Origin of the sequence: Novosphingobium kaempferiae, assembly GCF_021227995.1 — a bacterium.
Lineage (GTDB): Bacteria > Pseudomonadota > Alphaproteobacteria > Sphingomonadales > Sphingomonadaceae > Novosphingobium > Novosphingobium kaempferiae.
This window is the reverse complement of sequence record NZ_CP089301.1, coordinates 2182429-2199707: the sequence shown is the minus strand read 5'-3', so window position 1 is coordinate 2199707 and position 17279 is coordinate 2182429. Positions and strand designations below refer to the sequence as shown.

At 67.4% G+C, this 17279-nt stretch carries 16 protein-coding genes; 8 read left to right on the top strand and 8 right to left on the bottom strand.

All coding sequences use genetic code 11. The annotated features are described in order from the left end of the window. Positions 1-46: 46 nt before the first annotated feature. The gene (locus tag LO787_RS10025; protein WP_232495687.1) at positions 47-2470 is read left to right on the top strand and encodes a hypothetical protein; all 2424 of its coding nucleotides are present in this window, start codon (positions 47-49) and stop codon (positions 2468-2470) included. A gap of 111 nt (positions 2471-2581) precedes the next feature. Here the strand turns inward: LO787_RS10025 and LO787_RS10020 are convergent, their stop codons facing one another. Next, a complete protein-coding gene (locus LO787_RS10020) occupies positions 2582-3346 on the bottom strand; it encodes an SDR family NAD(P)-dependent oxidoreductase (RefSeq protein ID WP_232495686.1) in 765 nt (254 codons plus the stop codon). A 185-nt stretch (positions 3347-3531) separates the two neighbouring features. Further along, entirely contained in the window at positions 3532-5856 is a 2325-nt protein-coding gene (locus tag LO787_RS10015; RefSeq protein ID WP_232495685.1) for a TonB-dependent receptor, read from the bottom strand. Positions 5857-6010: 154 nt separating this feature from the next. Here LO787_RS10015 and LO787_RS10010 point away from each other — a divergent pair, with 154 nt between their 5' ends. Continuing rightward, positions 6011-7024, top strand: coding sequence for an NADP-dependent oxidoreductase (locus LO787_RS10010; protein WP_232495684.1), 1014 nt, complete (start codon positions 6011-6013; stop codon positions 7022-7024). Then, a complete protein-coding gene (locus LO787_RS10005; protein ID WP_232495683.1) occupies positions 7021-7734 on the top strand; it encodes an SDR family NAD(P)-dependent oxidoreductase in 714 nt (237 codons plus the stop codon). The genes LO787_RS10010 and LO787_RS10005 overlap by 4 nt, the downstream gene beginning before the upstream one ends. A gap of 96 nt (positions 7735-7830) precedes the next feature. Here LO787_RS10005 and LO787_RS10000 read toward each other — a convergent pair whose 3' ends face one another. Beyond that, entirely contained in the window at positions 7831-8592 is a 762-nt protein-coding gene (locus LO787_RS10000) for an SDR family NAD(P)-dependent oxidoreductase (protein WP_232495682.1), read from the bottom strand. A 149-nt stretch (positions 8593-8741) separates the two neighbouring features. On the opposite strand from LO787_RS10000, the gene LO787_RS09995 reads away from it, so the two are divergent. Next, complete coding sequence (locus tag LO787_RS09995; protein ID WP_232495681.1) at positions 8742-9548, top strand: SDR family NAD(P)-dependent oxidoreductase; 807 nt, start codon at positions 8742-8744, stop codon at positions 9546-9548. A gap of 69 nt (positions 9549-9617) precedes the next feature. Here LO787_RS09995 and LO787_RS09990 read toward each other — a convergent pair whose 3' ends face one another. Then, positions 9618-10202 carry a TetR/AcrR family transcriptional regulator gene (locus LO787_RS09990; RefSeq protein ID WP_232495680.1) on the bottom strand — a complete coding sequence of 195 codons (585 nt, stop codon included), beginning with the start codon at positions 10200-10202 and terminating at the stop codon, positions 9618-9620. Positions 10203-10279: 77 nt separating this feature from the next. Between LO787_RS09990 and bdcA the strand changes: the two genes are divergently transcribed. Further along, positions 10280-10993, top strand: a complete 714-nt coding sequence (gene bdcA, locus LO787_RS09985) for an SDR family oxidoreductase (protein ID WP_232495679.1) — start codon at positions 10280-10282, stop codon at positions 10991-10993. 63 nt (positions 10994-11056) lie between these two features. Here the strand turns inward: bdcA and LO787_RS09980 are convergent, their stop codons facing one another. Continuing rightward, complete coding sequence (locus tag LO787_RS09980) at positions 11057-12685, bottom strand: AMP-binding protein (RefSeq protein WP_420847798.1); 1629 nt, start codon at positions 12683-12685, stop codon at positions 11057-11059. Positions 12686-12940: 255 nt separating this feature from the next. Between LO787_RS09980 and LO787_RS09975 the strand changes: the two genes are divergently transcribed. The 3 genes from LO787_RS09975 to LO787_RS09965 all read left to right on the top strand — a co-directional run bounded on the left by LO787_RS09975 (position 12941) and on the right by LO787_RS09965 (position 15400). Beyond that, positions 12941-14119 (top strand): aromatic ring-hydroxylating oxygenase subunit alpha, encoded by a 1179-nt coding sequence (locus LO787_RS09975; protein WP_232495677.1) that lies wholly within the window; start codon positions 12941-12943, stop codon positions 14117-14119. A gap of 145 nt (positions 14120-14264) precedes the next feature. Next, positions 14265-15056 carry a sugar phosphate isomerase/epimerase family protein gene (locus LO787_RS09970; protein WP_232495676.1) on the top strand — a complete coding sequence of 264 codons (792 nt, stop codon included), beginning with the start codon at positions 14265-14267 and terminating at the stop codon, positions 15054-15056. Further along, on the top strand, positions 15053-15400 hold the full coding sequence (locus LO787_RS09965; protein ID WP_232495675.1) for an EthD domain-containing protein: 348 nt from the start codon (positions 15053-15055) through the stop codon (positions 15398-15400). The genes LO787_RS09970 and LO787_RS09965 overlap by 4 nt, the downstream gene beginning before the upstream one ends. Before the next feature lie 93 nt (positions 15401-15493). Here the strand turns inward: LO787_RS09965 and LO787_RS09960 are convergent, their stop codons facing one another. From LO787_RS09960 to LO787_RS09950, 3 genes are all read right to left on the bottom strand, one after another. After that, positions 15494-15760 carry a hypothetical protein gene (locus LO787_RS09960; protein WP_232495674.1) on the bottom strand — a complete coding sequence of 89 codons (267 nt, stop codon included), beginning with the start codon at positions 15758-15760 and terminating at the stop codon, positions 15494-15496. 146 nt (positions 15761-15906) lie between these two features. Beyond that, positions 15907-16410, bottom strand: a complete 504-nt coding sequence (locus LO787_RS09955) for a VOC family protein (protein ID WP_232495673.1) — start codon at positions 16408-16410, stop codon at positions 15907-15909. Between the two features lie 28 nt (positions 16411-16438). Then, complete coding sequence (locus LO787_RS09950) at positions 16439-17218, bottom strand: SDR family oxidoreductase (RefSeq protein WP_232495672.1); 780 nt, start codon at positions 17216-17218, stop codon at positions 16439-16441. Positions 17219-17279 lie beyond the last annotated feature (61 nt).

Here is a 17279-nt window from a genome sequence, read left to right as displayed (position 1 = left end):
CAGCGCCGGGGGCGTTCTGGACTGACAACGACAGGATTTCAGGTTCTTGCCGAAGAGATCGCCGAATCGCCGTTTTCCTGCCCGGGCTGCGTCCCTTTCGCTGGCGCTCGCCTGCGGCGCGTCGGCGGCATGGGCCGATCCCGCGCCGTTCGAGCTTTCCGGCCCGGACTTGCGCATCGAGGTGACACGCGACGGGCAGACCCTGCCGATCGCGCGGGTGCCGAGCCTCGCCGCCGGGGACAAGGTGGTCGTCCACGGCGCGCTGCCCGAGACGCAAAGCGCCAACTTCGTGCTGATGTCCGCCTTCCTGCGCGGGGCGACGAACCCGCCGCCGAAGGACTGGATCGCGCTCGCCCGCACCTGGAAGGCCAAGGAGAAGGACAACACGCTGACCCTGACCGTGCCCAAGGAGGCGCGGCAGATGGTGCTGCTGATGGTGCCCGAGACCGGCGGCGCGGAAGGCGTGCTGATGGATGCGGTGCGCGGCAAGCCGGGCGAATTCGTGCGCGCCAGCCAGGATCTCAACCAGGCCTCGCTCGACCATTCGCGGCTGGAGGCTTTCCTCTCCGCGATCCGCGCGCAGGATGACAACGGGCCGGAATACCTGCGCACCGTCGCCCCGGTTCTGGCGCGCAGCCTGTCGATCAAGCTGCAGGAGGATTGCCTCAACAAGGTGATCGAATCGCAGGCGTCGTGCCTCGTCCAGAACCGGGAATCGCTCGTCCTCAACGACGTCCACACCAGTTCGCTGGCGGAGACGATCACCGGCACGCCGACCGACCTTGCGCTCCAGCTAGCCAACACGCGCGAGGGCGGGGCGGGCTATTACAGCGCCTACATCGCGGTCGCGCGCGACGTGGCGAAGATCTTCGGCGCGTTCAACAATCCCGAGTTCAACTACCTGCCGACGCTGACGACGCGGCAGGGCGACCGGATGTCGCTGCTGCTGAACGCCGCGCCCTCGTTCAAGAAGCCCAAGTCCGTGATGCTGACCGCGATGCCTGCGGTCGAGGCGGACATCCCGCCGCAGCTGCGCAGCACCGCCAAGGGGCCGATCTGCATGGCCGCAGGCGCGGTGCTGCCGGTGGAGGGCGCGCCGCTGGTGTTCTCCACCGAGTTCGCGCACAACATGAAGGTCAGGCTGACCTCCGCCTCCGGCCAGACGCTGGAAGTGCCGGTCCGCCCGCGCGTCGACAAGGGCGGCTACGTGATGGATGCCGAGACGCTGCCCGCCGCCTTCGTCGGTGACGTGAAGGCGCACCTGCACGGTGTCTGGGGCTTCGTGCCGTTCGAGGGGCCGGACTTCGTGCTCCAGCGCCCCGGCGGCGATCCGTGGAAGGTTTCGGGCGATGCCGACGGCCTGATCGTGGGGCGCAACAACGAGGTCGTGCTGGAAGGCGCGGCGCCCGGCTGCGTCGAGGAAGTGACGTTGCGGCAGCCCAATGGCGCGGCGCGTCCGCTGACGTGGAAGGCGCTCGAAGGGCGGCGGCTGGGCGTCACCGTGCCGCTCACCGACGTGCCTGCGGGCGAGATGAAGATCGAGCTGCGCCAGCGCGGCGCGGGCAAGACCGAGGCTGCGGCGCAGACGGTGACGCTGCGCGCGCGGGTGCAGGCGAGCCGGCTCGATGCGCTTGAGATGCCTGCCGGGGATACGCAGGGCTTCCTGACCGGGCAGCGGCTCGATCAGGTGCGCGCGGTCATGGTGGGCGACGTGGAGTTCCGGCCCGACGGGCTCACGCGCGAGGGCGGGACCGACCGGCTGCGCCTGGTCGCGCAGGGCACCGGCAAGGCTCCGGCACAGGCAGGCTCCGACAAGGCCGCCGTCAAGCTGGAGGACGGCCGCACGCTGAACCTGCCGGTGCGCATCGGCCCGCCGCGCCCTCAGGTGCAGGTGCTGGGCCGCACCGTCTATCCCGGCCCGACCGAGCAGGGCGCGAAGGCGCTCGACCTCGGTTCGGGCGACCTGCTGCCAGACAACGGCGAGATGGTGTTCTCGCTCAAGGCGGCGCCGGGGATGAAGTTCGGTCCCGCCGACGTGGTGGAGGTCGCCGCCGCGCAGGGCGACGCCATCGCGCGGCTGGAAGCGGGCAAGGGCCTCAGCCTGGAGAGCCCGGAAGTGCTGGTGGCGACGCTCAGGGCCGCCGACCTGCCGCCCGCGACCTTCGGTGCGCTGCGCTTCCGAGTGGTGCGCAAGGGGCCGGGCGGGCAGGGCGACTGGACGCCGCTGACGACGGTGGTCCGCCTGCCGCGCATCGAGGCCGTCACCTGCACGGCGGACAAGTGCGCGATCACCGGGCGCAGCCTGTTCCTGATCGACGCGGTCGCGGCGGAGGCCGGGTTCGCGCAGCCGGTCGCGGTGCCGCAGGGCTATACCGGGCGCTCGCTGGAGGTTCCCAGGCCTGCCGACGGCACGCTCCACCTGCGCCTGCGGGATGCCCCGCAAAACGCGGTGAAGCTGGTGACGGGCTAGCCTCTAACCGTCATCCCCGCGAAGGCGGGGACCCAACTGATGACGGCGCAACACGAACCGTCACGAGATGGGTTCCCGCCTTCGCGGGAATGACGAGCAGGGGCTTACGCGTCACATCGCGGTGACACCGCCGTCCACCACGAACTCGCAGCCGGTGATGTAGTTCGCCTCGTCGCTGGCGAGGAACAGGTTCATGTGGGCGATGTCGAGCGGGGTGCCCATGCGCTTCATCGGGATGCCGGAGACGATCTCCTTGAAGCCTTCCGGATTGTCGCGGCGGGCGACGTCTTGCATCGCGGTCTCGATCATGCCGGGGTGGACGGAGTTGCACCGGATGTTTTCCGCCGCGCATTCCATCGCCACCACTTTGGAGAAGATCCGCACGCCGCCCTTGGCCGCGCCGTAGGCCCCGCACATCTGCACGCCGACGAGCCCGCCGATGGACGAGAGGTTCACGATCGAGCCGCCCTGTCCGATCTTGCGCATCAACGCCACCGCGCGCTGGGTGCCGTAGAATACGCTGTCGAGGTTGACCTTGTTCTGCCTTTCCCAGTCGGCGGCGGTCAGTTCCGACAGGGGCTTGAGGACGGCGATGCCCGCGTTGTTGACCAGCACGTCGAGGCGGCCGTGGCCCTTCTCGATGGCGGCGAACAGTTCGTCCCACGAGGCTTCGCTGGTGACGTCCTGCGCATGGGCCTCGGCCTGGCCGCCCGCCTCGCGGATCGAGGCCGCGACGCCTTCCGCATCGGCGAGGGCGAGATCGGTGACGTAGACGAAGGCGCCTTCCTCCGCGAAGCGCTGCGCGGTGGCGGCGCCGAGGCCGCGCGGGTTGCCCGCGCCGGTTACCAGAGTGATCTTGCCTTCGAGACGGCCCATCAGATGTATTCCTTCTTCATGTTCGAAAATTTCGTCATTGCGAGCGTAGCGAAGCAATCCGGGGCAAGCGGTCCGGTTCCGGATTGCTTCGCTACGCTCGCAATGACGAAGCGGGATCAAAAGTGAGGGGTGCCCGGCAGAGGGGACTGCCGGACACCCCCTGTTACCCCCCGCGGGGTATCAGTTCAGAACTTCACGCCCACCGTCGCGCCATAGGTGCGCGGCTCCAGCGCCATGCCGAACGAGAACAGCCCCGCCACCGTGAAGGCGTGCGTCGAGGTCTTCTCGTTGGCGAGGTTGCGCCCGAACACGCGCACGTAGGCTTCCTTGTCGCCGAGGTCGAAATTCACCGTCAGGCTGGCGTCGAGGAGATCCTGCGTGGTGGTGCGCACGCGCGGGTCGTTGCCGTTGACGGTCACGCCGGTCACGTTGCCTGAACCGTCCACCGTCGGGGTGAGCGAGGCCTGCGAGATCTGCTCGTCGTAGCGGCTGATGTGGCGCCAGCCACCGGTGGCCACGATCTTGCCGAAGCTGGTCGGGATCTCGTAGTCCGCGTTGATCGAGCCGGTGAACTTCGGCGCGTAGATCAGGCGGTTGGCAGAGTAGTCGAACGGCACCAGACCCGCGCCGCAACTGTTGGCGGCGGCGGTTCCGGCGGCATAGGCGCCGCAGGTGATGAAGTCGCGGAAGTGGGACTTCATGTAGGCGGTCGACGCAGTGATGCGGAACTGCGGGGTGATGCGCAGCGTGGCGTCGGCCTCGATGCCCTTGATGATCGCGCCGCCCGGCACGTTGCCGGTGATCGTCTGGTTGCCCAGCGGGCCGCCCGGCACGGTCAGGTTCTGCTGCATGTCCTTGTAGTCGGACACGTAGCCCGCAAGGTTGATGTCCAGCATCCGGTCGAACAGCGAGAACTTCGCGCCGACTTCGTAGGCATCGACGGTCTCGGGCTGGAACGGCGTGCTCGCGGTGAGCGCGGTGGCGGCGCGGGGGCTGAAGCCGCCCGAACGATAGCCGCGTGACCAGCTTGCATAGAGCATGATGTCGCTGTTGGGGCGATAGTCGATGCCGACCTTGGGCGTGAACTTGGTGAAGTTCGCATCGCCCGATCCGATCAGGCCCTGTGTCGCGAAGCTGTTGGTCAGCTTCTTGTTGTCATGCGACCAGCGACCGCCGAACGAGAGGCGCCACTTGTCGGCGAAGGCCCAGTTGAAGTCTCCGAAGAAGGCGTAGCTGGTGGTCTTGCCGATGTTGGTCTGCGCGTTCTGGTCGAACTCCATCGGCGTGACCGAGGGGTCGAAACCGAAGAAGCGCGTCCACTGCGTCAGGCTGTACTTGGAGTGGAAGAAGAACCCGCCGACGACGTAGTCGAACCCGGTGAACAGGTTGCCCGCGGCGCGCAGTTCCTGGCTCCATTGCGTATACTTCTGGCGGCGGTCGACGTAGTAGAGGTCGCTCGAAGACCCGTCGAAGTCCTGCGTCTGGGCTTCCTTGGAATGGCGCCAGCCGGTGATCGAGCTGAGCTTGATGTCGCCGAGGTCGTAGTTCATCTGCAGGGTGGCGTTGGGTGCGCGGTACTTGCTCTTCGCGGGCAGGGTGAACACGGTGTAGAGGTCGGTCGTGTTGTTGCGGCCGCACTCGTTCGCCGGGATCAGGCCGCAGAACAGTTCGGTGCTGTTGGTCAGGTTGCTGACGACCGGCTCGAAGCTCTGCACCACGTTCTCGACCGTCAACTGCGCGTCGAAGCCCGATCCGGTCGGCTCGAACAGCAGGCTGGCGCCGTAGCTGTCGCCCTTGCTGCCGCCCGCGCGTTCGTTGCGGATGGCGTTGTAGTAGAAGCCGTCGGTCTCGTTGTGGAAGTACCAGGCCTTGACGCCCCAGGTCTCGCCGTCGCCGTAGTTGACGATGGCCTTGCCCGCCCAGGTGTTCCAGCGGCCATACGTGAACTCGGCCTTCACGCCGGGTTCCATCGTCGGCTTGGTGCGGGTGATGTTGATGACGCCGCCGATGGTGTTCGCGCCGAACAGCGTGCCCTGCGGACCGCGCAGCACTTCGATCTGGGCGATGTCGAAGGCGTCCTGCAACTGGCCGGTGTTGGTGCCGATGGTCACGCCATCGACCACGACGCCCACGGTCGGGGTCTGCGACTTCTCGATGTCGGCATACGTCAGGCCGCGGATCGAGATGTTGGCGGCCTGCGCGCCGGAATTCTGCTGGGTGATGAGCAGGCCGGGGGCCGCGCCCTGAAGGTCGCCGATGTTGGCCGAGGCCTTGTTCTCCAGCATCGCCGCGCTGACGGCGGTAATGGCGACCGGGGTCTCCTGAAGCGTTTCCGAACGACGGCGGGCCGAGACGATGATCTCGTTGGGGTCGACCACTGCGGTCTCCGCCGACTGCGGCGCGGCGTCCTGCGCAAAGGCCGATGTGGAGATGCCGGTCAAGGCGGTGGATGCAAGGGCGAGCTTGAAGAGCGCGTTGCTTCGCGCTCCGCGAACATGTGCGGATGCCATCAGTCTATCCTCCCGGTGCGGCCACGATTCTGTGTGGCCGTCTTCCGGTGTTCACTATGCATCGGATTGTTTCGGGCCCTACCTGTCGATTTGCACAGGTGCGGGAAAGCGTCCGAAATCGGACCAGTCTGCGCAAACGAAGGAGATCGATGCCATGGCCGAGAACCGGCGCTTCCTGCTGATGCGCAGGCCCGAGGGTTCACCCGTTCCGGAGGACTTCACGCTGGTGACGGAGCCGGTGCCCGCGCCGCCGCCGGGCGGGATCGTGGTGCGCAACCACTACGCCTCGCTCGACCCGGCGCAGCGCGGGTGGATGGACGACGCGGAAAGCTACATGCCGCCGATCCCGCTGGGCGATCCGGTGCGCGCGACGACGGTGGGCGTGGTGCATGCATCCGACAATCCGGACTTCGCGGTCGGCCAGTGGGTCATGGGGCTGAACGCGCTGGAAGACTATTCCGTCGCCATGCCCGGCGGCTTCACCATGCCGATCGACGTGGACGCGGTGGCATCGCCCTCCAACTTCCTCTCGGCGCTGGGCGCGGTGGGGCTGACGGCCTACTTCGGGCTGACCGAGGTGGCGAAGCCGCTACCCGGAGAGACGCTGCTGGTGTCGGGTGCGGCGGGGGCGGTGGGCTCTGCCGTGGGCCAGATCGGACACATCATGGGCTGCCGCGTCGTTGGTATCGCGGGCGGCGCGGAGAAATGCCGCCGGCTGGTCGAGGACTACGGCTTCGACGCCGCCATCGACTATAAGGGCAAGGACCATGCATCGCTGGTCGCGGAGATCGCCGCCGCCACGCCGGACGGCGTGAACGTGGTGTTCGAGAACGTCGGCGGGCCGGTGCTGGAGGCGGAAGTCTTCACCCTCGCGCACCACGCCCGGATTGTGCTGTGCGGCCTCATCGCCGAGTACAACACGCCCGAGAAGCTGGGCCTCAGGAACCTGTGGCAGATCCTGGCGCGGCGCGCGACGATCCATGGCTTCCTGATCGCCGACTACGCCCATCGCTTCGCCGAAGGTGGCGCGCAGATGGCGCTGTGGCTGGCCGAGGGCAAACTGCGCGCCGACGAGGACGTGCAAAAGGGGCTGGAAAATGCCTATCCCGCGTTCATGCGCCTGTTCTCCGGTGCGAACACCGGCAAGCTCGTGTTGAAGATCGCATGAGCGGGCGTCTGCAGGGCCGCAGGGCCATCGTCACCGGCGCGGCTTCGGGCATCGGCGCGGCGGTCGCGGCGCGGCTGGCGGCGGACGGGGCGCAGGTCTTCACCGCCGATATCCAGGGCGAGGTCGATTTCGTCGCCGACCTGACCGGACCGGACGCCAACGCGCGCCTCGTCGCGGCGGCGGTGGAGCGGATGGGCGGGCTCGACATTGTGGTCCCCTGTGCCGGGATCAGCACCTTCCACCCCCTCGAAGGGCACGACGATGCCTACTTCCAGCGCGTGCTCGACGTGAACCTGATCGCGGTGTTCCGGCTGGTGCGCGAGGCGACGCCGCATCTCAAGGCGCATGGCGCGGGACGGATCGTCACCATCGGCTCGACCACTTCGACGTATGGCGACGAAGGGCTCTGCGCCTATTCCGCCTCCAAGCATGCGGTGCTGGGCTTCACCAAGTCGGTCGCGGCGGAACTGGGGCCTTTCGGCGTCACCGCCACTTGCGTCCAGCCCGGCGCCATCGACACCCCGATGACCGCGCCCGCCTTCGACCAGATGCCGGAATACCGCACGTTCTGGGAAGGCAAGGCCCCGCTGCGCCGCCTCGGCCGCCCGCAGGACATCGCCGACGTGGTGGCCTTCCTGTGCAGCGACGACGCGCGTTTCGTGTCGGGGCACGGCCTGTGGGTCGATGGCGGCGCGATGGTGCGGCATTAGGACAAAGTCCTCCCCGTGCCGGGGAGGAGCTTGCCGCAAAAAAAAGCGGCGGACCGGTCAGGCCCGCCGCACTGTCCTCTGGAGGGAGGTTGAACCTTAGAACTGCGTGCGCTTGGTGTAGCCGTTGTCGATCACGATGTTGGCGCCGGTCATCGCCTTGCACGCGGGCGAGACGACGAAGGCGACCGCCTTGGCCAGTTCCTCGCCGGTGGTGAACCGGCCCGAGGGCATGTTGGCGAGGGTGGCGTTGTAGAAATCGGGCGCGATTTCCTTGAGCTTGGGCCAGGGGCCGTCCTCGGTCATCACCGGGCCGGGGGTAATGCAGTTCACGCGGATGCCTTCCGTTGCGAGGGCCTGCGACAGCGCGGAGGCATAGTTCATCACCGCGGCCTTCAGGGCGTTGTAGGGCTGCACGCCCATGAATTCCTCCACCGCGCCGGTCGAGCTGAAGCACGCGATGGCGGCGTTGTCCGACTTGGCAAGATACGGGCGGGCGGCGGCGATGCCGCGGCGCATCGGCAGGATATCCGCCTGCAGCACCGCGTCCCACGCGGCGTCGGTATCTTCGCCGAGGTTGGTGGAGGTGAAGCTGATGAAGATGTCGCAGCCGCCAAGCGCCGCCGCCGCCTTGTCGACGAAGGCAGGGACCGTATCGGCCTGCGTGACGTCGAGCGCCTCGCCGTAGCTCTTCACCCCGGAGCCGGAGATTTCGGACAGCACGTTGTCCACTTTGCCCTGCGAGCGGCCGCAGATGGCGATGTCGCAGCCTTCGCCCGCAAGGACATGCGCGACCACGCGGCCGATGCCGCCGTTGGCGCCCACGAGGATGGCCTTGAGGCCCTTCAGTCCGAGATCCATGTCTTGCGCTCCTCTTCCACGCGCGTGCGTTTCTGTCTGGAGCCGTTGTGTCCACGCTCGGGCGCGGCATTGCCACTATTTCTTTGGTCAGGAATGGCCGCGCGCCCGCCGTGCTAGCGCAGCCGCGCAGAACGAGAGGAGAGGCAGCCGTGGGACGTCTTGAAGGAAAGCGCGCCGTGATCCTGGGCGCGAGCAGCCCGGACAACATGGGCCAGCACATCGCGAAGCGCCTGATGGACGAGGGGGCAACCGTGCTTGTCTCCGGACGCAAGGAGGACGTCCTGTCCGACTTCGCCGCGCAGCACGGCTGCGAGTGGGCGTCCTGCGATCTCACCGACAAGGCCAGCGTCGATACCCTTGCGGACATCGCGGCGGACCTGCTCGGCGGCATCGACATCGCCGTCAACGCGACGGGCTGGGGGCTGCTCAAGGGGTTCCTGGAGACCACGCACGACGAACTGATGGCGATGACGATGCTGCAATACGTCGGGCCGTTCCATTTCTATCAGGCGATGGTCGGCAAGATGGCGCGCAGCCGGGGCGGGCGCGGCGGGTCGCTGATCCAGATCAGCTCGGCCACCGCCACGATCATGCTGAACGACCACGCCGCCTACATGGGCACCAAGGCGGGCGCGGACCACGTCATCCGCTGCGTCGCGCATGAATTCGGGGCGGAGGGCGTGCGCGCCAACTCGATCTCCCCCGGCCTCACCGAGACGCCGATGACGTCGGACGCGAAGCAGGTGCCGGGGCTGTTCGACGCCTTCCTCGCGGGCTATCCGCTCGGCCGCATCGGCACCAGCGACGACATCGCCGCTGCCGTCGTCTGGCTGTCCAGTGACGAGTGCTTCATGACCGGCGAGAACCTGCAGGTGAACGGCGGCTTGACCCTGCGTCGCAACCCGATGAAGAGCGAGATCGACGCCGCCGTCGCGGCTGCTATGAACGCCGCCTGAGAAGTTTCCTGGGGAGGAAGGGCCGGCGGCGGTATCCTTTGCGGATGCCGTCGCCGCTTCTCCCGCAATTCACGCAGCCAGCACCTGCCTGATCGCCAGCGATGCGATCCGCGCGGTCGCCCGCAGCCGCTCCACGTCCTGCCCGTCACGCGCGGCGGCGGAGAGCCCCGCCATCGTCGTGCAGACGAAATCGGTCATGTCCCCGGCCTCGTCCGGGTGGCGCACGGCGATGTAGTCGCGGATGAACTTCTGCGCGGCGACGTGGAAGGCCCGCGTCGCCTCGCGCGCGCCGGGATCGTCGCAGCGCGATCCCTCGATCACCATGCAGCCCGCCGTCACCGGATCGGCAGCGTAGTGATGCGCCGCCGCGTCCAGCATTTCGGCCAGCGCCTCGGCGACGGGGCGGTCGGCCCGCAGGATCTCGGGCAGCGGGATTGCCATGGTCCGCGCGTAGCGCTCCAGCACGCGGTCGTAGAGCCCGGCCTTGCTGCCGAAAGCCGCGTAGAAGCTGGGCGGGTTGATGCCGAGCGCCTGCGTCACGTCGGCGACGCCCACGGCATCGTAGCCCCTTGCGTGGAACAGGCGCTGCGCGGTGGCGACGGCCTCCTCGGGATCGAAGCGGCGGGGACGGCCGCGAGGTTTATTTGTAGTCATGATTACAAAATGCCTTGACGGGGTGTTGCGCTCACTTATGTAGCGGTCACTAAGTTAATTCTCAAGGAGTGACCTTCATGACCGATTTCAAGGGCAAGACCGTGCTCATCCTCGGCGGCAGCCGGGGCATCGGCGCCGCCATCGTGCGCCGCTTCGCGGCTGACGGCGCCGACGTGACCTTCACGTATGCAGGTTCGCCGGAAGCGGCGCAGCAGCTTGCGGAAGAGACCGGCAGCAAGACCCTGCGCACCGACAGCGCAGACCGTGACGCGGTGATCGCCACCGTGCGCGACAGCGGCCCGCTCGACGTGCTGGTGGTGAACGCGGGCTTCGCGATCTTCGGCGATGCGCTGGATGTCGATCCGGACGAAGTGGACCGTCTGTTCCGCGTCAACGTCCACGCGCCCTACCACGCCTCGGTCGAGGCGGCGCGGCAGATGCCCGAGGGCGGGCGCATCATCGTCATCGGATCGGTCAACGGAGACCGCATGCCGGTGCCGGGCATGGCTTCCTACGCGCTCAGCAAGTCGGCGCTGCAGGGCATGGCGCGCGGTCTGGCGCGCGACTTCGGCCCGCGCGGGATCACCATCAACGTGGTCCAGCCCGGCCCCGTCGACACCGAGGCCAACCCGGCGGACGGCCCGATGAAGGATCTGATGCACAGCTTCATGGCGATCAAGCGCCACGGCCGCGCGGACGAAGTGGCGGGCATGGTCGCATGGCTCGCAGGCCCGGAGGCGAGCTTCGTCACCGGCGCGATGCACACCATCGACGGCGCGTTCGGCGCCTGACGGACGGGTATCCTTCCCGGCCAGCATCGTCGCTGGTCGGGCCATACTGGATCGAGATGGACGTCAGGCCGTCTCGACCAGCGCCTTCACATCGGCGCGCAGCAAGTCCTTGCGGACCTTGCCCGATGCGGTGCGGGGGAAATCCTCGCGGAATTCGAAGCGTTCGGGGATCTTCTGCCTAGCCAGCCCGCTGTCCGCGACATGCGCGGCGAGCGCCTGCGGGCTGGGCGCCTCGCCGCTCGCGATGACGTAGGCGCAGACCCCTTCGCCGAGGCGTGCGTGCGGCATGGCGACGACCGCCGCCTCGCGCACGGCGGGGTGGGCGTGGAGCACGTCCTCGATCTCCTTGGCGGAGATGTTCTCGCCGCCCCGGATGATGAGATCCTTCTTGCGCCCGGTGATGGTGATCGCGCCATCGACGGTGCGCACGCCGAGGTCGCCGGTGCGGAAGAAGCCGTCCATGGTGATCGCCTCGCGCGTCTGCCCCTCGTCGGCATAGCCCAGCATCATGCCGGGGCCTCGCGCGAGGATTTCGCCCTCCTGCCCGTCCGGCACGTCGCGGTCCTCGTGATCGACCACGCGCACCTCGTAATCGACGATGGCGCCGTCGGTCGTCGCCGCAAGCGACTCGACGTTGGGCCAGCCGAAGGTGACGAGCGGCACTTCGGACGCGCCGAAGACGCGGAAGGCGCGGCAGTGGTCGAAGGCTGCATTGGCGGCGGGGATCAGGTCCGCCGGAACCGCCGCGCCGCCGCAGGCGAAGAAGCGGAAACTCGGCAGGCGATTGCCGCTTTCGCGCGCCGCCGCCGCCAGTTCGACCAGGAACGGCGTCGCCGCCACGGTGCCGACGCAACTGTGCCGGTCGATCAGCGCCAGCGCCTCGGCGGCGTTCCAGCTTTCCATCAACACGGTGCGGGTGCCGCAGATGAACGGCGCCTCCAGCCCGTTGGCATAGCCCGATACGTGGGTGACGGGCGAGGGCATCAGAGTCGCCTCGCCTTCGGCCAGCCCCCAGTAGGCCCCGCTCTCGCGCAGGATGCGGGCGATCGAGACGTGGCTGTGCAGCACGCCCTTGGGCCGCCCGGTCGTGCCCGATGTGTAGAGCACCATCTTGACGCCCAGCGGATCGACCGTGGGCTGCGCGAAGGAAGCCCCGCGCCCCTCGGCCAGCAGCGCCGCGTAGTCGTCCGGCCCTTCGCCGCGGACGGTGAAGACGTGGGCAAGGTCTGGCAGCATATCCGCCAGCCGCCGCGCCATCGCCGCATAGTCGAACTTGCGGAAGGTGGAGGCGACGAAGACCGCCTTCGCGCCGCAGTCGGCCAGCATCAGCGAGACTTCGTGGTCGCGGTAGATCGGCACGATCGGGTTGACCACCAGCCCGGACATCGCGGCGGCCAGGTTGATGACCATCGCCTCGCGCCAGTTGGGTACCTGGAAGGCGATGACGTCTCCGGGCCGCAATCCGCGCGCATGCATCGCTGCGCTCAGCGCCTCGGCATCGGCCACGACCTGCGCGCGGGTGACGGTAATGTCGCCCTCGACCAGCGTGACGAAATCGGGCGCGGCATCGGCCAGCGCGCTCGCCTGCTGGGCGATCGTGCGTTCGTCCCACAGCCCGGTCCCCGCATAGGCGGCCAGGTGCGCGGGGGGTGTCTCAAGCCATGCCCACGGGGGGCTCATCCTCTCCATCATGGCTCCATGACTGCATCCGCGACCGCATCCCGGCCAACTGGCGAAAGTGCCAAGAAGCTCCCCCTTTCGTCATTGCGAGGACCGAAGGTCCGCGGCAATCCGGGCGCACGCTTCGCGGTGGATTGCTTCGGCCGGCTTCGCCGTCCTCGCAATGACGAAGAAGGGAACACGGCTCTGTCGCCTATCACCTTGCGCAGCTTGTGGCGATGGGGGCGCTCGCGCAGGATCGGGGCATAAGTTAAGTGGGAGACGACCGTGGAACGGGTGAAGCGCATTGGCGACGTGGCCGAGATCATGCTCGATTACGTGGCGAACAAGAAGACCTTCCAGACCGAGAAGCCGCTGCGCGTGCCCACCAGCAGCTATACCGACAAGGACCAGTTCAAGGCCGAGATGGAGCTGGTGTTCAAGCGCACGCCCCTGATGCTCGCCTTCACCGCCGAGATGCCCAACCCCGGCGACTACAAGGCGATGGACGCGGTAGGCTCTCCGGTGCTCATCAACCGGGACAAGGCCGGCAAGGTCCGCGCCTTCCTCAACGTCTGCTCGCACCGCGGCGCGCCGGTCGCGCCCGAGGGCACGGGCAACTGCTCGCGCTTCACCTGCAAGTACCATTCGTGGACTTACGGCGCCGACGGCAAGCTGATCGGCATCTCGGAGCCGGGCACCTTCGGCAATGTCGACAAGAGCGAGATGGGCCTGCGCGAACTGCCGTGCGAGGAGCGCGGCGGCATGATCTTCGTGTGCCTGACGCCCAACGCGCCGATGGATCTCGACCATTATTTCAAGGACTTCCTCGAAGACTTCGACGCGCTCGACTTCGCGAACTGGACCTACCTCGGCAATCGCACGATCGTCGGCGCGAACTGGAAGATCGCCTTCGACGGATACCTTGAGGGCTATCACTTCAAGTCGCTCCACCCCGAGACGATCTTCCCGCGCACCCCGTCGAACTGCACGCATTACGAAGGGTTCGGCCCCAACATCCGCATCGGCTTCCCGCAGCATTCGATCGCCGAGCAGCTCAAGGACGTGCCGCGCGAGGAGTGGGGCAGCCGCGAGAACTACGGCTACGACTTCGTGCGGATCTTCTTTCCCAACGTGTCGATCTTCATCGCGCCCGAGATCACGCAGGTCGCGCAGCTGTTCCCCGGACCGACGCCCGACCGCAACCGCACCGTCCTCAATTACCTGCGCCGCAACCCGGTGAAGGACGAGGCCGACCGCGAGGCGGCGGAAGCAGCGATGAACTTCTTCCGCGACGTGACGTATGAGGAAGACTACGTGATCGGGCTGGAGATCCAGAAGGGCCTCGAATCCGGCGCGCACGACGACCTCACCTTCGGCAAGAACGAGCGCGGCAACCAGTACTTCCACGAGTGGCTGAACTGGTATCTGGCGGACGACGCATCGCTGCCCGAACCGGTGATGTAATCACCGTCATCCCGGCGCATGCCGGGACCGTGGGCGGTCTTTAGCCGCGCCCTCGTGTCTGGGCCTCGCCGAAAGCGATTGCCTCAAGACTTGCCCACGGTCCCGGCATGCGCCGGGATGACGGTCAGCTACCCTGGGAGAGAACATGACGCACAAGCTATCGCTCGCCTCGGGCGTGCTCCCCGAGTTCGGGGCCGTGGACGTGATCGAGGCGGGCGCGGCGGCGGGGTTCGATGCGGTGGGGCTCTGGGTCGATCCGCTGGAATGGACCGCGCAGCATACCCGCGATGCGCGTGCAGCATTGGCGCGGACCGGGTTGCCCGTGCTCGACGTGGAAGTGGTGTGGATCAGGCCCGACACCACGCTCGACGATCATCGCAAGGTGCTGGACGTCGGGGCCGAACTCGGCGCGGCGAACGTGCTTTGCGTGTCCTCCCATGACGAGGGCGAGACGGTGGAGCGCCTGACCGCGCTGTGCCGCCACGCCGAAGGGTCCGGGATGCGCGTGGCGCTGGAATTCGGGATCTTCACCGAGGTGAAGAACCTGCGTCAGGCGCTCGGCGTGCTCGACCGGGTGGGCCATCCCCTGCGCGCGGTGCTGGTCGATCCGATCCACGTCGACCGTTCGGGCACCACCGTGGCCGAGATCGCCGCCATCGATCCGGCGCTGCTGCCTTACGCGCAGTTCTGCGATGCGCGGGCCGAGCGACCCGATCCGGCTGACTTCGACGCGGTCATCACCGATGCCATCGACTTGCGCGAACAGGCGGGTGATGGCGTGCTGCCGCTCGCAGCAATGTTGCAGGCCCTGCCGCAGCAAATCCCGCTTTCGATAGAGTTGCGCTCCGCAGCATTGCGCGCAGCATTCGCGCATCCGGCCCTGCGTGCGAAGGCGGTGCTCGATGTGACGCGGACGTGGATGGAGGGGCTGGCGTGACCGTCACGGTCGTCACCCTGCTCAAGCGCCGCGAGGGCATGAGCGTTACCGACTTCCGCGCCTATTACGAGAGCACGCACCGCGTCATCGGCGAGAAGGTGCTGGCGGGTTACGCCACGCGCTACGTGCGCCGGTTCCTGACGCCGATGGACGGCACGGACCAGCCCTTCGACTACGACGTGGTGATGGAGATCGACTTTCCCGACGAGGCCACCCGCGACGCCTGCTTCACCGCGCTCGGCGCGCCGGACGTCGCTGCGATGATCGCGGAGGACGAGGAGAAGCTGTTCGACCGAAGCCGGGTCCGTGCGTTCACGGTGACGGAGAGTGTTTCCAATCTTTGACCTCATCCGTCATTGCGAGCGCAGCGAAGCAATCTAGCGACACAGCCTGACGCTGGATTGCTTCGCTGCGCTCGCAATGACGAATCCGAGAGTTTACCCCTGACGGCTCGGCCTGAAGCCGATCTCCGCCAGCAGGTCCATCAGACGCTGGCCGTCCGCGCGCACGCGGTCGCGCCATTCCTTGTGGTCGAGGTGGCCGAGGACCGAGCGCTGGAACAGCCCCGCTTCGCGGACCGCATCCCGCAACAGGGTGGGCGAAAGTTCCGCTGCCTCGACGGGTTTCACCGCCGGCGGCGCCCGGCGCGAGACGGCGGCGATGGGGCCTGCGGCAAGGCTGCGGTTGATGGTTTCGATATCCACGTCCCAAAGGCTCCCGAGAGGGCGGCTGCGACATGCCGCCGGTCTGATCTCTCTGGTGAACACATCCGCGCGGATTAAGTTGCCGTTCAGGTTCGCGGACGTCCTCGGTTCGTCGGATTTTTCCCTTTGCGTTCAAATGTGAACGGTCAGATCGGAAGAATTTCCGGCGTCTCGTGGATTTCCAGGATCTCGAAGACATTGCCGAAGAAGTCGCGGCAGTACGTCCCGGCATAGCCGTGCTTCACGCCGTTCCCGTCGACGGTGATCGCCTCCAGCGCCGGGGGCGTGTGGACCGGCAGGCCCGCCGCAACGATGCGTTCGTGGACGGCGGCGACGTCCTCCACCTGCAGCGCCATATGGGTGTAGCCGTATTCGTTGACGCCCCGGCGCGGATCCTGCGGCGCCTGCTTCGGCGCGTCGTACTGAAACACCTCGATCTGCACGTTGCCGAGGCGGCAGAAGAACTGGCTGGCGGCGCTGCCCTCCAGCCCGACGACCTGATCGATGAACGGATTGTCCGCCCAGCTCAGCGGCGCGACTTCCTCCACCGCGCCCAGCACGTCGAGATAGAATTCGCGCGCCTTGCCCAGATCGGGAACGGAAACGCCGATGTGATGGACGCCGATGACGCCCGGCAACCTGGGGGACATGGGTGCTCTCTCCTCCCTTACTGCGGCTTCAGACCTGCGAGAAACCTCCGTCCATCACCAGCTCGTCGCAGGTCATGAAGCTGGACGCGGCGGAGGCGAGGAACACCACGCCGCCCGCCATCTCCTCCGGCTTGCCGAGGCGACCGATGGGATGCGCGACGTTCATCGCCGCGATCGACGCCTCACGCGAAGGCGCTGCGCCCAGTTCGATGTAGCGGTCCATGATCGAGTTCAGCATCGGCGTGTCGATCCCGCCGGGATGCACCGAATTGACGCGGATGTTGTAGCCGAGCGCGGCGAACTCCGCGCCGAGGCACTTGCTCAGCATCTTGATCGCCGCCTTGCTGACGCAATAGGCTGCGTTGAACGCCGCGCCCCTGAGGCCCCCGACGCTCGAGAAGTTGATGACCGAGGCCCCGGTCGGCCGCGCCTTGCCGCCCGCCTTCAGCATGTCGAGCATGATCTGCGTGCCGATGATCGCCGAATCGACGTTGATCGCGTTGACCTTGTGGAACTCGGCCAGCGGCGTGTCCTCGAACTTCGTCACGATGGAGAAGCCCGCGTTGTTCACCAGCACGTCGAGGCGGCCGTACTTTTCCCGGACGAGTGCCTCCACCGCGCGCCAGTCGGCCTCGCTGGTGACGTCGTGCTTCAGGTAATGGTCGGCGCCTTCGATCTCGGTCCCGTTCTTGAGATCGGTGGCGATCACGGTGGCGCCGGCGGCCTTCATGGCCTTGACGATCTCGCGGCCGATGCCGCCTGCCGCGCCGGTGACGACCGCGATGGCGTCGGGAAGGGCGATGGTCATGGTCTGTACTCTCCCGGTGGCCTCTGGTGGGCCTGTGGTGTCGCTAGGTGCCGTTCAGTGC

Bases quoted from the DNA above. Each gene is read 5' to 3' on its own strand.
- LO787_RS10020 (WP_232495686.1), bottom strand. From the start codon at position 3,346: ATGGGCCGTCTCGAAGGCAAGATCACTCTGGTAACCGGCGCGGGCAAC.
- LO787_RS10015 (WP_232495685.1), bottom strand. From the start codon at position 5,856: ATGGCATCCGCACATGTTCGCGGAGCGCGAAGCAACGCGCTCTTCAAG.
- LO787_RS10010 (WP_232495684.1), top strand. From the start codon at position 6,011: ATGGCCGAGAACCGGCGCTTCCTGCTGATGCGCAGGCCCGAGGGTTCA.
- LO787_RS10005 (WP_232495683.1), top strand. From the start codon at position 7,021: ATGAGCGGGCGTCTGCAGGGCCGCAGGGCCATCGTCACCGGCGCGGCT.
- LO787_RS10000 (WP_232495682.1), bottom strand. From the start codon at position 8,592: ATGGATCTCGGACTGAAGGGCCTCAAGGCCATCCTCGTGGGCGCCAAC.
- LO787_RS09990 (WP_232495680.1), bottom strand. From the start codon at position 10,202: ATGACTACAAATAAACCTCGCGGCCGTCCCCGCCGCTTCGATCCCGAG.
- bdcA (WP_232495679.1), top strand. From the start codon at position 10,280: ATGACCGATTTCAAGGGCAAGACCGTGCTCATCCTCGGCGGCAGCCGG.
- LO787_RS09980 (WP_420847798.1), bottom strand. From the start codon at position 12,685: ATGATGGAGAGGATGAGCCCCCCGTGGGCATGGCTTGAGACACCCCCC.
- LO787_RS09970 (WP_232495676.1), top strand. From the start codon at position 14,265: ATGACGCACAAGCTATCGCTCGCCTCGGGCGTGCTCCCCGAGTTCGGG.
- LO787_RS09955 (WP_232495673.1), bottom strand. From the start codon at position 16,410: ATGTCCCCCAGGTTGCCGGGCGTCATCGGCGTCCATCACATCGGCGTT.
- LO787_RS09950 (WP_232495672.1), bottom strand. From the start codon at position 17,218: ATGACCATCGCCCTTCCCGACGCCATCGCGGTCGTCACCGGCGCGGCA.